We start from the raw sequence: 14,201 nt of genomic DNA on the forward strand, positions 1-14,201 counted from the left end.
GCCTGCCGCCGAGATTTGCCAACCGCTGGTCTTGGCGAGGCCCTGCTCATGCACTTCTTCCGATTGATCCTTGCTGCTGTTCTCCTCTTGGTCCTGCCCCATGCTCCTGCTGCCGCCGAGGCCGCCATTGGCGTTGCCATGGAGGATTTCAGCTATACCGACACGTCGGCCGAGCCGACCAACCAGATTGCTGCCCACGAACGCCGGCTTCAGGCGTTCATGGCCGCGCTCAGGCGGGATATCGGCGAGGGTGGACGCTATCGGCTGGTGCCTTCTGCCGAGGACGGTGCCGCGTTCAAGGTCATCGGCGGGATCCAGAAGACGAGCACGCTGGTGCAATGGGCCAAGGTCGCGGTGATCGACATCGGCGCCAAGAGGCTCGTGATGGACAAGCTCTACAGCTTCCGCGGCGACAATGATGAAGCATGGGAGCGCGCCGAGATCTTCGTCTCCCGCGAGATCATGGCTGCGCTCGCAGCGCCCGCGCCGATTGCGCTCGCCGTGTTCGATTTCGAGCTCGAGGATACGACCGCAGCCTCGGTGGGCGCGTCAGCTGCGTCGGACGCATCGCATCTCGCGGAGGCCACCGGCGCGGTGCGCGAGGCGCTCGGCCAATCCGGCCGTTACCGGATCGTCGAGGTCAGCCGGGAGGCGGCGACGGCGGGTGCGCTGCGCGACTGCGGCGGTTGCGAGGCGGCAATTGCGAAGGCGCTCGGCGCCGATCAAGCGCTGATCGGCGTGGTGCGGCGAGTCAGCCGCACCGAATACACGCTCGGCTTTCAGCTGCGCGATGCCGGCACCGGGGCAGTGCTGGTGCGCGGCGACAGCGGCCTGCGTCTCGGCGCGGACTATTCCTGGAAGCGCGGCGCGGTTCGGCTGGTCAGTGACCGGCTGATCGAGAGCCAGTAGCGCGGTTCAGAACGTCAGCTGCACCTTCATCGACTGCGAGCGGTCGCTGGCGAGCTCGAAGGCGGCGACGGCGTTGTCGAACGGCATGGTGGCCGTGATCAGCGGCTTGACGTCGATCAGGCCTTCGCCCATCAGGCGCACCGCCAACTCGAACTCGGGGTCGAAGCGGAAGGTGCCGCGCAGCTGCAATTCCTTGGCGACGATGGAGTTGATCGGCAGCGTCATCTCGCCGCCGAGGCCGAGCTGCACCAGCGTGGCGCCGGGGCGCAGCACATCGAGCGCGGTACGGAGCGCGGCCTGGTTGCCGGAGGCTTCGAACAACGTGTCGAACACGCCCTTGCCGGCGCGCCAGGGATCGAGCGCGGTGGCATCGGCCGCGACGTTGATGGCGTGACTGGCGCCGAGCTTTCTGGCAACCGCGAGCGGCGCCTCGGCGACATCGGTCACCACGATCTCGGCCGCGCCGCCGAAGCGCGACACCAGGATCATCAGCGCGCCGATCGGGCCGCAGCCGGTGATCAGCACGCGCTTGCCGAGCAGGGGGCCGGCCTGCTTGCCGGCATGAAGGCAGACCGCCAGCGGCTCGGCGACCGCCGCTTCCGCGAGCGAGAGCTTGTCCGCGATCGGCACGGCTTGCGCGGCGTCGACCGTGATGAACTCACGGAAACCGCCTTGCACGTGGGGAAAGCGCATCGCGCTGCCGAGGAAGCGCATGTCGAGGCATTGGTTGCGCATGCCCTCCTGGCAATGCAGGCACACACCGCACGGCTTGCTCGGGTTGACCGCAACGCGCGTGCCCGGCTTCACGAAGGTGACGCCGTCGCCGACATCAGCGACCACGCCGGCGATCTCATGCCCCAGCGCCATCGGCTGCTGGATGCGGACGACGCCGAAACCGCCGTGATGGTAGTAATGCAGGTCGGAGCCGCAGATGCCGCCATTGGCGATCTTGACGCGGACCTCGCCCGGGCCGGGCGCCGGATCGGGGTAGAGGTCGATCCGCAGATCCTTCGGGGCGTGAATGACGACGGCACGCATGGGGCTGCTCCTGGTTCGCGATCACATCGCGGCGATCATGCCGCCATCGACAAAGATGATCTGGCCGTTGACGTAGGTGGAGGCGTCCGACGCCAGGAAGATCGCCGCACCCACCAGCTCGTCCGGCTTGCCCCAGCGCTTCGAGGGAATGCGGCCCATCAGCCAATTGTTGAAGTCGGGATTGTTGACCAGCGCCTCGTTCATGTCGGTCAGCATGTAGCCGGGGCCGATCGCATTGGCCTGGATGCCGTGCTGGGCCCATTCCACCGCCATCGAGCGGGTCAGGTTCCTGATGCCGCCCTTGGCCGCGGTGTAGGGCGCAATGGTGGGGCGGGCGAGCTCGCTGCCGAGCGAGCCGATATTGATAATCTTGCCGTGCTTGCGCGGGATCATGCGCTTGGCCGCCTCGCGGCCGATCACGAAGGCGCTGGTGAGGTTGGTCTCGATCACCTTGCGCCATTCGTCGGTGGTGAACTCGACCAGCGGCTTGCGGTGCTGGATGCCGGCATTGTTGACGAGGATGTCGACCGCGATACCCTTTTTGTCGAAGTCGCTGAACGCGGCGAGGATGGCGGGCTCGTCGGTGACGTTGAACGCGGCGCCTTCGGCCTGATGGCCGGCCGCACGGAATTCGGCGACGGCCTGCTCGACCCGCTTGGGATCGACGCCGTTGATGATGATCCTGGCGCCGGCCTTCGCCATGCCCTCGGCGATGGCGCGGCCGAGCCCGCGGGACGAGCCGGTCACGAGCGCGGTGCGGCCGGAGAGATCGAACAGGGAAGTGCTCATGTCGGAAGTCCTTTAGACGTTGGAGCGGCGCACGGTGAGATCGGAGCGGTCGAAGACATCAGGCAGGAGGTCGACGCCGAGGCCGGGACCCTCCATCGGATAGACGAAACCGTCCTTGATCACCGGCATCGTGGTGACGAGCTCATTATACCAGCCCTTGTAGAAGGCGCGCACCGATTCCTGGATCAGCGTGTTGGGCTGGCTGAACGACATGTGGATGGCGGCGATGAAGCCGATCGGGCCGATGCAATCGTGCGGCGCGAAGGGCCGGTGATAGGTCTCGGCCATCGCGGCGATCTTGCGGCCTTCGGTGAGGCCGCCGGTCCAGCACAGATCGGCCATCACCACGTGCATGGCGTCGCGGTCGAGCATGTCCTTGTAGGGGAAGCGCGAGCCCAGCGTCTCGCTGGCGCAGACCCAGACGTCGGTCGAACGGGCGTATTCGGCGAGCGCCTGCGGCGAGTTCATCCGGATCGGATCCTCGTACCAGGTCGGCTTGTAGGGCTCGAGCGCGCGCGCGATCTGCTTGGCGGTCGGCAGGTTCCACAGCGAGTGGAGCTCGACCATGATCTCCATCCTGTCGCCGACGGCTTTTCGGATCTTCTCAAACGGCTCGATCGCCTGCTTCATCTGGGCGGCAGTGATGTAGAGCCCCTTGTTCTCCTGCGCCGCCGGATCGAACGGCCAGATCTTCATCGCCGAGATGCCGCTTTCGAGCAGGCTTTCGGCCAGCGCGTCGGCGCGGTTCATGAAGCCGTCGAGGTCTTCGTAGGGCCCCTTGGCGGCGCCGAGATTCCAGTTCGAGACCGGGCTGATATTGGTCGAGCGGACATATTGCGTGCCGGCGCAGGTATTGTAGATGCGCTGCTTGTCACGGCACAGGCCGCCGAGCATCTGGTGCACCGGCTGATTGCAGACCTTGCCGAACAGATCCCACAGCGCGATGTCGATCGCCGAGGCCGCGCGATATTCGACGCCGGTGGAGGACTGTGCCATCGGCAGGTTGAGCATGTCGCGATGGATCGCTTCGATGTGCAGGGGATTGCGGCCGAGCAGGCGGCCGGCAAAGGTATCGTGGATCTGCGCCTCGACCGCGCCCGCGCCGTAGAACGTTTCGCCAAGCCCGATCACACCTGTGTCGGTGTGAACGCGGACCCAGATGACGTTGGAAAATTCCTCGGTACGCAGCGTCTCGATCGACGTGATCTTCACGGCAATTGTCCTCCCATTACAGACGTCGCGCGTCCGTCGTCTCATTTCGCACTGCAACATTGTTGCAGGTCGCGCGGGAGTTTTACGCCCGCTTGTAATATATCACAACATGTTTTAAGGCTCGCACAAACAGGGCGCCATCCAGCAACGAGAGCGCGGGCCGACGGGAGAGAACGACATGGCAAAGCGCAAGCGCGCGCTCGAGGTGGTGAGAAAGGACGACGACGGCGAGGGCAAGCCCTCGCGGCGCAACCGGCTCAATTTCTTCGAGCTGGCCTACCAGAAGATCGAAGAGCTCCTTGTCCACTGCGAGCTCAAGCCCGGACAATTCATCACGATGCTGGAATTGCAGCACATCACCGGCTTCGGGCGCACACCGGTGCATCACGCCGTCAATCGTCTCTCGGCCGATACCCTGATCATCATCCGGCCCCGTCACGGCCTGCACATCGCGCCGATCGATCTGGCGCGCGAGCGCATGCTGCTGGGGCTGCGCCGCGACATGGAGCGTTTCGTGATCCGCCTCGCCGCTGATCGCGCCAGCCTGTCGCATCGCAATCAGGCGCTGCATATCGAGCGGTTGCTGCGCGAGCGCCGCGCCAGTCTGACGCTCGACCAATTCAATCATATCGACCGCCGCATCGACGCGCTGGTGCTGGAGGCGGCCGGCGAGCCGTTCCTGGTGCACACGATGCGGCCGCTGCACACGCTGTATCGGCGCATCGGCTACATCCACCACCGCTTCATGCCGGGGCAGGCGGATCTGTCAGGCACGATCGATCATCATCTCGCCATTCTCGCGGCTGTTGCCAACCGCCGCGTCGAGGACGCGGTGAGGGCGAGCGATGCCCTGATCGACTACATGGGCGAGATGTTCACGGGCATGGAGGCGGGGATCGACCCGCGCCTGCTCGATTGCAGCATCGAGCCGCTGCTCGGCACCTAGAGAGTTTCGAAGAAGAGGACCCAAGAAAATGTCAACGATGGCGATGCCACAACCGACCGCGAGCGAAGCCGCGGTCCGCTACCTCATCACGAACTACAGCCCCAAGGGCAACAAGGTCGGCTGGCTGATGATGGCCTCGATCCTGGTCGAGGCCTGGGACCTCTATTCGATCGCCTTCGTGCTGATCTTCATCAAGGAACAGTACAACCCCACTGCACTGATGCTCGGGCTTGCTGCGGCCGGCACGCAGGGTGGCGCGCTGATCGGCGCACTGCTCGGCGGCTGGCTCTCCGACAAGATCGGCCGCCGCGTCATGTTCCTGGCCACGATGGTGCTGTTCATCGTGCTGGCGCTGGCGCAGGCCTTCGTGCCCGATATCACCTGGCTGATCGTGATCCGTTTCCTGCTCGGCATTCCGCTCGGCTCCGACATCTCGACCGGCTACACCTACATCATGGAATCCATGGCCAAGGGTGAGCGCGAGGTCATGGGCAACCGCTGGCAGTTCATGTTCGCGGTCGGCGAGGTCCTCACCATCGGCGTCATCGTGATCTTCCTCCTGATCGACATGAATCACGAGATGCTGTGGCGGGTGACGCTCGGCCTCGGCGCGGTGCCGGCGCTGATCATCCTGATCATGCGGCACGACGTGCCGGAGACGGCGGTATGGCTGGTGCAGAAGGGCCGCTACCGCGAGGCCAAGCAGGTCGCGCGCGAGATGTTCAACGACAATCTCGACATGCTGCCGGACCGGGACGTCGAGGTGCCGAAGGTCTCGACCCGCGCATTCCTCGCCGATCTCAGGAAGGATCCGATCCGCTGGCGTGCGACGCTCTACGGCTGGATCGCCTGCTTCGTGCAGGCCAGCGAGTTCTCGACCTTCGCGTTCTATCTGCCGGTCCTGTTCGTCATGGTCGGCGTGTCGAGCGTGCTCGGCATCAATCTGGTGACGATGGCGCTGTTCTCCTTCGCCGCATTGTCGGGCTGGGTCGGTCCGCTGCTGACGCCGAAGATCGGCCACCGCGGCATCTCGATCGCGGGCTTCTCGATCGTGCTGGCCGCGCTGCTGGTCGCGGCCTTCGCGCTCTACACCGACAACAAGATCCTGCTGCCGTTCGCGGCCGCTGCGATGTTGTGGGGCCATTATTGGGACGCGTCGAACTGCATGACGATCCCGACCATGGTCGCCAAGCCCAAGTATCGGGGCACCGCGAGCGGCTTCGCCTACATGTTCGTGAAGCTGCCGTCGTTCCTGGCGATCTTCCTGTTTCCGACGGTGTTCGCCGCGATCGGGCAGGCCAATGCCACGCTGATGGTCGCGATCTTTCCGCTGATCGGATTGCTTGCCGCGATCTTCATCCTGCCGGAAGTCTACGGCTACGAGAACGACTGAGAAAGGCTGCCCGGTCGCGGCGTCGTCGCCGCGATCGGGAGATATTTTCGGGGTGCTGCGCGCCGGCGACTACGGACCCAGGAAGACCGGATCGATTCCCGTGCCATGGCCGAGCAGGCCGATCGCCTGAAGCTGGGCCGAGTGGAGGTCGATTTCCACCATGGCGAACAGGGTGAACAGCACCAATGCGGTGACGACCAGCAGGGGGTGGGCCGTCTCGGCGCCGCCCTCGCTCGCTGCGGTGAGGCGCCGGAACGCGCGGCGCACAAAGGAGCTCTGCGGCAACGCCTTCGATTGGATCGGCATGATGAACCTTCCTTGCCGCGCGATATCCATCCGATTTGCGCGACACTCGATTCTTAGCCATGGCGTCGCCACCGGCATTGACGCACCGCAAACAGCTTGCATTCAATTTCGAAAGCTGCGCCTTACCTGATGGCCGCCGCCAGCGCCCCGATCAATGCGGGCGGCGTCACCAGGAGGCCGAGCTTGAGGAACGGCCAGGCGCCGACCTCGATCTTTTCCCGGCGGAGCGCGACCAGCCAGAGGATGGTGGCGAGCGATCCGGTGACCGACAGATTGGGGCCGAGGTCGACGCCAATCAGGATGGCGCTGACGACAGGTGCGGGCAAATGATCGCTAGCGGCGACCGAGCCGGCGACGAGGCCGACCGGCAGGTTGTTGGCGATGTTGTCGGCAAGCGCGGTCGCAATGCCGACGCTCCAGGCCGCCTGGGGAGCCGATTGGGCCACCGCCTGGTGCAGCAGTGCGCTGAGCTGCGCGATCACGCCGGTCCTGATCAGCGCCTCCACCATGACGAAGAGCCCGCCGACCAGCGGCAGCACGCTCCAGGACACGCCCCGCAGCACCGGCAAAGGCGACTGCCGGCTGAGCAGCAGCACGATCGTGGCCGTCATGCCGCCGCAGATGAAGGTCGGCAGGCCCAGTTGCCTGTCCAGCGCCGACGCCGTGACCAGCACGACGCCGATCGCGACGATGCCGACGGCCGTCAGCTTGCCGCCGCGGCCGAGCTTGGGATGCGGCACGCGGCGCGCAATCGTCTCCTCCTTCAGCGCGCGGTGCTGGGTCAGGCGCAGCACGATGTAGGTCAGCAGGATCGAGGCCATTGACGGCAGCGCGAACAGGCGCAGCCATTCGGTCAGCGCCGGCATGCGCGCGCCGAACACGACGAGATTGGCCGGATTGGAGATCGGCAGCACGAAGCTCGCAGCATTGGCGATGAAGGCGCAAACGAAGAGATAGGGCAGCGGCTTTGCGCCGGCCGCGCGCGTCGCGGCATAGACGGCGGGCGTCAGCACGATTGCGGTGGCGTCGTTGGAGAGCAGCACCGTCACCAGCGTGCCGACGAGATAGATCAGCAGGAACAGCCGCTGCGGCGAGCCGGCCGCGTATTCCACCGCGAGCGCGGCGAGATAGTCGAACAGGCCCTCGAGCCGTGCGAGCTCGGCGATCAGCATCATGCCGATCAGGAAGAGGTAGACGTCGAGGCCCTTTTCGATTCCGGTGAGCGCGTCCTGCCATGGCAGCAGGCCGAGCAGCACCAGCGCGCTCGCGCCGATCACGGCCCAGACCGCCTCGGGCAGGCGAAACGGACGGATGATGACGGCTGCGGTCGCGACGACGATGATGCTCCAGGCCCAGATGGCGGCAGACGGCGGGGTCGGCAAGTCGATCTCCAAAATCCGCCCCTGACTACCGTGCCCGGGACGGATCCGCCAGCCTCAATACGGCGCCGCCCATGTGGCGGGCAAAACCTGCAAAACCCGGATCGGCGCGCGCTTGGAAGCGCGCGTGTCCGGGACGACAGCTTTCTGCTGGCTCACATCTACCGCGCCACCGACAGCTTCTCCGTGATCGCCTTGCGCAGGATGCGCGACAGCGATTCCACCGAATACGGCTTCTGGATCAGTTCGAAACCGCGATGGGCGTTTTCGGCGAGCACGTTGCTGTAGCCGGAGGTGAGCACCACGGGCAGGCCGGGATAGCGCTCGCGGATGATGCCGGCGAGCTCGACGCCGTTCATGCCGGGCATGATGACGTCGGAGAAGACGAGGTCGACGGCGAATTCGTTCTCGCCGAGGATGGCAAGGGCCGCGTTGGCGTTGGCGACGCGGCGGACGACATAGCCGAGATCTTCCAGCAGCTCGGTCGAGAACTGACCGACATCGTCATTGTCCTCGACCACGAGCACGCGGTAGCCGCGCCCGGTGGTGGCGGCTTCGTGGGTCAGCGCCGCGGCTTCCTTCTCGGCGACAGGGCTCTGTGCCTGCGGCAGGTAGATGGTGAAGGTGGCGCCTTTGCCTTGCCTGCTCGTCACGGCGATGTCGCCCTCGGACTGCTTCGCGAAGCCGAAGGCCTGGCTGAGGCCGAGGCCGGTGCCCTTGCCGACCTCCTTGGTGGTGAAGAACGGCTCGAAGATCGATTCGAGATGTTCCGGCGCGATGCCGCTGCCGGTGTCGGCGACGGAGATGGCGACGTAGTCGCCGCTGCGCGCAGACTGCGCGCGCAGGCTGGGGATGCCGGAGACCTTGCGCACGGCGATGGTGAGGCGGCCTTCGCCGTCCATGGCGTCGCGGGCGTTGATGGCGAGGTTGATCAGCGCGGCCTCGAACTGGGCGATGTCGGCGACGGTGAAGCAGTCGGCGTCGTGAATCTCCACCGCGATGTCGATACGGCCGCCGACCAGCGGCCGGACCAGTTGCGCGACGGCCTCCACCTGGCTGCCGACGTTGAATATCTGGGGTTTCAGCGGCTGCCGGCGCGCGAATGCCAGAAGCTGCGCGGTCAGCTTGGAAGCGCGTTCGACCGTCTCGGAGATGGCATCGACATAGCGGCGGCGGCGCTCTTCCGGCAGCTCGCGGCGGCGCAGGAAATCGGTGGCCGAGCGGATGATGGTGAGGAGGTTGTTGAAGTCATGCGCAACGCCGCCGGTGAGCTGGCCGATCGCTTCCATCTTCTGCGACTGCCGCAAGGCTTCCTCGCCGAGGCGTCGCTCGGTGATGTCGACGGCCTCGGGCACGGCGCCGGTGATGTTGCCCTGGCGGTCGAGCACGGGGCGCATGCCGAAGTCGAAATCGCGCTCGCCGATGGGAAGGCGCAGGCGCATCTCCAGCCGCACGGGCTCGCCCTTGAGCACGGTGTCGAAGGCCTCGCGCACGGCGGCGCTCATGCCCTCGGTGCCTGTGAACCAGGGCGTATCCCAGAACGGCTTTCCGATCACGTCCGCGGCGCTCGCCTTGATGCCGTCGAGCGCGGTGCGGTTGGCATAGAGCAATTCGCCCTCGAGGTTGACCAGGCCCTGATATTGGTTGCTGGTGGCCAGGATGGCGCGGAGCCGGGACTCGTTGGACTCGAGCTCGGCAGTCCGCTCGGCGATGCGCTGTTCCAGCGTCTCGTTGAGTTGTCGCAGCTCGATCTCGGCCTGCTTGGCGACGGTGATGTCGTGGGCCACGCCGATGAAGCCGATATGCTTGCCGGTCGGATCCCAACGCGGCTGCGATTCCGAGCGCAGCCAGCGCCATTCGCCGCTGGCATTCCTGTAACGCGCTTCCAGCACGAAGGGCTTGAGTGACGCTTCGCCCTCAACGGATTGCTGCAGCACGTGCGGCAGGTCGTCGGGGTGCAGCACCTTGCGCCAGTCGAAGTCGATGGCCTGATCGTAGGGCAGGCCGACGAAGTCGACATAGGCCTGGTTGGCGAAGGAGCGCTTGCGGTCGAGCTTGGTCACCCAGATCGGCACCGGCGCGCTGTCGGCGATCAGGCGGAAGCGCTCCTCGCTCTCGCGCAGGGTCTCGCGGGCGAGCATCTGGTCGGTGATGTCGATATGGGCGCCGACGAGGCGGACGGCGCGGCCATCCTTGTCGCGTTCGATCTTGGCGACGACCCGGATCCAGCGAGTCTCGCCGTCATTGGGGCGGATGATGCGGTATTCCGCGGTGTAGTCTTCGCTGGTGCCGGCGAGTGTATCGATGAAGTGCTTGACGGCGGCGTCGCGGTCGTCGGGATGGAGACGATTGACCCAATCCTCGTGCGACTCCTGGGCAGCTTCCGGCGGCAGGCCGTGGATGATCAGATACTCAGGTGAACGGCGATTCTTGAAGCCCTCGCGAAAGTCGACCTCGACGCCACCGACCTTGCCGATGCGCTGGACGCGTGCCAGCTCGGCCTCGCGCTCCTGGAGCGCGCGATAGGCGTTGTCGCGCTCGCGCGCGACGTCTTCGAGGTGCTGGCGCAGCCTTTCGGCGGCGATGGTCTCGGGCAAGGGATCGTTCAAGGCATCGGCCGTTGTCATGCGGGAGCGCACGTGCCGGACCGATATTCACACAGACGGAGCGTGATGGCCATTGCCTACGAGGGAGCGCGTCGCGGGAAAATGAGGACTTGCGCGGACCGCAAAGACTACGTCATGCCAATACCCGGTCTGGCAATTTGTTCCAGAGACTGGAACGATCAGCCGGCGGACGCGTCGTCGCGAGGCGCAATGACCAGCTTCCATGAAGCTCTCCTTTCCGAAGAGGCTAAATCTTGAAGCTCTTTCTCTGCCAGACCTGCGGCAACGTGCTGTATTTCGAGAATCGCGCCTGCGAACGCTGCGGCCATCGGGTCGCTTTCCTGCCGGAGCAGGAGACGATGTCGGCGATCGAGCCGGACGGAGAGGCCTGGAGGATGCTGGCCAGCAAGGGCGAAAGCCGGATGCTGTGCCGGAACGCCGGTTACGACGCCTGCAACTGGCTCACGGACGCGGACGACGCCACCGGCTATTGCCGCGCCTGCCGCCACAATGGGATGGTGCCGAACCTCTCGGATCCGGCCCAGCTCGCCGGCTGGCGCGAGCTGGAGGTGGCGAAACACCGTCTGTTCTATTCCCTGATCCGCTGGAAGCTGCCGCTCCGGACGCGGCATGAAGACCACGAGCATGGTCTGATCTTCAATTTCCTCGCCGACGATCCAAACAGCGGCGAGAGGATCCTGACCGGCCACGACAACGGTCTGATCACGATCGCGCTCACCGAAGCCGACACCATCGAGCGCGAGCGGCGCAGGCTCGAGATGGGCGAGCCGTACCGCACGCTGCTCGGGCATTTCCGTCACGAGGTCGGGCACTATTTCTGGGACGTGCTGGTGCAGGGCGGCGGCAAGCTCGAGGAATGCCGCGCCGTCTTCGGTGATGATTCCATCGATTACGGCCAGGCCCTGCAGCGCCATTATGCCGAAGGCCCGCCGCCGGATTGGCAGCAGACCTACGTCTCGGCCTATGCCACGACCCACCCTTGGGAAGATTTTGCCGAGACCTGGGCGCACTATGTCCACATCGTGGATGCTCTGGAAATGGCTGGCGAGTTCGGCATGGAGGTGCGCCCCAAGGTCGACCGCGACGGGGAGTTGACGGCGCGCATCCGCTTCAACCCCTACGAGGCCCGCGATGTCGAGGCGCTGGTCAACGCATGGCTGCCCTTCACCTTCGCTATGAACAACGTCAACCGCGCCATGGGCCTGCGCGACCTCTACCCGTTCATCCTGTCGCCCGCGGTGGTCGGCAAGCTGGGCTTCATTCACGGCCTGGTCCAGGATGTGGCCAAGTCCGCGTCCGGGCCCGGGAAGGCGTAGGGCACAAGGGGGCTCGGCAGCCCCGTTCCCGAACCGGTCTCGGTCTTGCGCTGGTACGCCAGCAGCGGGCCGGATTTAGACCGTTGCCTCCAGCCCATTTTGATGTACCACGGAAGCCACACGCCCCGTCCCCCATAGGCCCCAACGGTCAGGGAAGGGTCCCGCCCAAGGTCGAGACTCAAGAAAAAGCATGTTCAAACGCATTCTGATCGCCAATCGCGGTGAAATCGCCTGCCGGGTCATCAAGACCGCTCGCCGCATGGGAATTCAGACCGTTGCGGTCTATTCCGAGGCCGACCGCGACGCCCTCCATGTCGAGATGGCCGACGAGGCCGTGCTGATCGGTCCGCCGGCGGCCGCCGAGAGCTATCTGGTGATCGAGAAGATCGTGGAGGCCTGCCGCAAGACGGGCGCCGAGGCCGTGCATCCCGGCTACGGCTTCCTGTCCGAGCGCGAGTCGTTTCCGCGCGCGCTGGAGGCGGCCGGGATCGTCTTCGTCGGTCCCAACCCCGGCGCGATCGCGGCGATGGGCGACAAGATCGAGTCGAAGAAGGCGGCCGCCAAGGCCAAGGTCTCGACCGTGCCGGGCCATCTCGGCGTCATCGAGGACGACAAGCACGCGGTCAAGATCGCCGACGAGATCGGCTATCCCGTGATGATCAAGGCCTCCGCGGGCGGCGGCGGCAAGGGCATGCGCATCGCGCATTCGAAGGCCGAGGTCGCCGAAGGCTTCAATCTCGCCAAGGCCGAGGCGAAGGCCTCGTTCGGCGACGACCGCGTCTTCGTCGAAAAGTTCATCGTCGATCCCCGCCACATCGAGATCCAGGTGCTGGGCGACAAGCACGGCAACGTCATCTATCTCGGCGAGCGCGAATGCTCGATCCAGCGCCGCAACCAGAAGGTCATCGAGGAGGCGCCGTCGCCGCTGCTCGACGAGGCGACGCGCCGCAAGATGGGCGAGCAGGCCGTCGCGCTGGCCAAGGCCGTGAACTATGATTCCGCCGGCACCGTCGAGTTCGTCGCCGGGCAGGACAAGAGCTTCTATTTCCTGGAGATGAACACGCGCCTCCAGGTCGAGCATCCCGTTACCGAACTCGTCACCGGCATCGATCTCGTCGAGCAGATGATCCGCGTTGCCGCCGGCGAGAAGCTCGCCCTCGCGCAGAAGGACGTCACGCTGACCGGCTGGGCGGTGGAATCGCGTCTCTATGCCGAAGATCCGTTCCGCAACTTCCTGCCCTCGATCGGGCGGCTCGTGAAGTATCGCCCGCCGGCGGAAGCGAGCCAGGACGGCATCACCATCCGCAACGACACCGGCGTGCAGGAGGGCGGTGAGATCTCGATCCACTACGATCCGATGATCGCCAAGCTCGTCACCCACGCGCCGTCGCGCGCGGCTGCGATCGAGGCGCAGTCGACCGCGCTGGATTCGTTCTATGTCGACGGCATCCGTCACAACATCCCGTTCCTGTCGGCGCTGATGCATCATCCGCGCTGGCGCGAGGGGCGGCTGTCGACCGGCTTCATTGCCGAGGAGTTTCCCAAGGGCTTTGCGGTGCGCGTGCCGGAAGGCGAGGTCGCACGGCGCATCGCCGCGGTCGGCGCCGCGATCGATCACGTGCTGGGGGAGCGCAAGCGGCAGATCTCGGGCCAGATGGGCGGCCGCGTCGTGCAGCGCGAGCGGCGCCGCGCGGTCTGGCTCGACCGCCAGGAGATCCAGCTCGAGGTCGCGCGCGAGGGCGAGGCGATCGCGATCCACTTCGTTGACGCGGAGGGCAAGGCCGGCAATGCGCATCTCTTGCAGTCGCCGTGGAAGCCCGGCGATCCGGTCTGGCAGGGCACCATCGACGGCCACCTCGTCGCGGTGCAGGCGCGTCCGATCGCCAACGGCATCCGCCTCGCGCATCAGGGTGTCGAGGTGCCGGTCTATGTCTGGACCGAAGCGGAGGCGACCTCTGCGCGGCTGATGCCGGTGACGACGGCCTCCGACAGCGGCAAGAAGCTGCTCTGTCCGATGCCCGGCCTCGTGGTCTCGATCGCGGTGAGCGAGGGGCAGGAGGTCAAGGCCGGCGAGACGCTGGCGGTGGTCGAAGCCATGAAGATGCAGAACGTGCTGCGCGCCGAGCAGGACGGCACGGTGAAGAAGATCCACGCCAGCGCCGGCGCGACGCTGGCGGTGGACGCGCTGATCCTGGAGTTTGCGTAAAGCGCTTCGTGGGGATCTCAGCGTCCCCGCGAACACCGTCATTGCGAGCGCAGCGAAGCAATCCAGACTGCCTCTGCGGA

At 65.8% G+C, this 14,201-nt stretch carries 11 protein-coding genes; 5 read left to right on the forward strand and 6 right to left on the reverse strand.

Annotated elements, in window-relative coordinates:
- Window positions 1-48: 48 nt before the first annotated feature.
- A complete protein-coding gene (locus tag D6B98_RS17495; protein WP_126258180.1) occupies window positions 49-909 on the forward strand; it encodes a DUF3280 domain-containing protein in 861 nt (286 codons plus the stop codon).
- A 6-nt stretch (window positions 910-915) separates the two neighbouring features.
- On the opposite strand, the gene D6B98_RS17500 is transcribed toward D6B98_RS17495, so the two are convergent.
- The 3 genes from D6B98_RS17500 to D6B98_RS17510 are packed head-to-tail and all read right to left on the reverse strand — an operon-like array spanning window position 916 to window position 3,948.
- Window positions 916-1,947, reverse strand: coding sequence for an L-idonate 5-dehydrogenase (locus tag D6B98_RS17500; RefSeq protein ID WP_126258181.1), 1,032 nt, complete (start codon window positions 1,945-1,947; stop codon window positions 916-918).
- Between the two features lie 21 nt (window positions 1,948-1,968).
- Complete coding sequence (locus tag D6B98_RS17505) at window positions 1,969-2,736, reverse strand: glucose 1-dehydrogenase (RefSeq protein ID WP_126258182.1); 768 nt, start codon at window positions 2,734-2,736, stop codon at window positions 1,969-1,971.
- A 12-nt stretch (window positions 2,737-2,748) separates the two neighbouring features.
- Window positions 2,749-3,948 carry a mandelate racemase/muconate lactonizing enzyme family protein gene (locus D6B98_RS17510; protein ID WP_164718681.1) on the reverse strand — a complete coding sequence of 400 codons (1,200 nt, stop codon included), beginning with the start codon at window positions 3,946-3,948 and terminating at the stop codon, window positions 2,749-2,751.
- Between the two features lie 178 nt (window positions 3,949-4,126).
- Here D6B98_RS17510 and D6B98_RS17515 point away from each other — a divergent pair, with 178 nt between their 5' ends.
- A complete protein-coding gene (locus tag D6B98_RS17515; protein WP_126258184.1) occupies window positions 4,127-4,894 on the forward strand; it encodes a GntR family transcriptional regulator in 768 nt (255 codons plus the stop codon).
- A gap of 28 nt (window positions 4,895-4,922) precedes the next feature.
- A complete protein-coding gene (locus D6B98_RS17520) occupies window positions 4,923-6,287 on the forward strand; it encodes an MFS transporter (RefSeq protein WP_126258185.1) in 1,365 nt (454 codons plus the stop codon).
- 69 nt (window positions 6,288-6,356) lie between these two features.
- Here the strand turns inward: D6B98_RS17520 and D6B98_RS17525 are convergent, their stop codons facing one another.
- The 3 genes from D6B98_RS17525 to D6B98_RS17535 all read right to left on the reverse strand — a co-directional run bounded on the left by D6B98_RS17525 (window position 6,357) and on the right by D6B98_RS17535 (window position 10,611).
- Window positions 6,357-6,593 (reverse strand): hypothetical protein, encoded by a 237-nt coding sequence (locus D6B98_RS17525; RefSeq protein WP_164718682.1) that lies wholly within the window; start codon window positions 6,591-6,593, stop codon window positions 6,357-6,359.
- A gap of 122 nt (window positions 6,594-6,715) precedes the next feature.
- On the reverse strand, window positions 6,716-7,975 hold the full coding sequence (locus tag D6B98_RS17530) for an arsenic transporter (RefSeq protein WP_126258186.1): 1,260 nt from the start codon (window positions 7,973-7,975) through the stop codon (window positions 6,716-6,718).
- 158 nt (window positions 7,976-8,133) lie between these two features.
- Window positions 8,134-10,611, reverse strand: a complete 2,478-nt coding sequence (locus D6B98_RS17535; RefSeq protein WP_126258187.1) for a hybrid sensor histidine kinase/response regulator — start codon at window positions 10,609-10,611, stop codon at window positions 8,134-8,136.
- A gap of 221 nt (window positions 10,612-10,832) precedes the next feature.
- Here D6B98_RS17535 and D6B98_RS17540 point away from each other — a divergent pair, with 221 nt between their 5' ends.
- Entirely contained in the window at window positions 10,833-11,915 is a 1,083-nt protein-coding gene (locus D6B98_RS17540) for a zinc-binding metallopeptidase family protein (RefSeq protein ID WP_126258188.1), read from the forward strand.
- A 190-nt stretch (window positions 11,916-12,105) separates the two neighbouring features.
- Window positions 12,106-14,121, forward strand: coding sequence for an acetyl-CoA carboxylase biotin carboxylase subunit (locus D6B98_RS17545; RefSeq protein ID WP_126258189.1), 2,016 nt, complete (start codon window positions 12,106-12,108; stop codon window positions 14,119-14,121).
- Window positions 14,122-14,201: the final 80 nt, after the last annotated feature.

Origin of the sequence: Bradyrhizobium sp. LVM 105, from assembly GCF_003957705.1 — a bacterium.
Taxonomy (GTDB): Bacteria; Pseudomonadota; Alphaproteobacteria; order Rhizobiales; family Xanthobacteraceae; genus Bradyrhizobium; species Bradyrhizobium frederickii.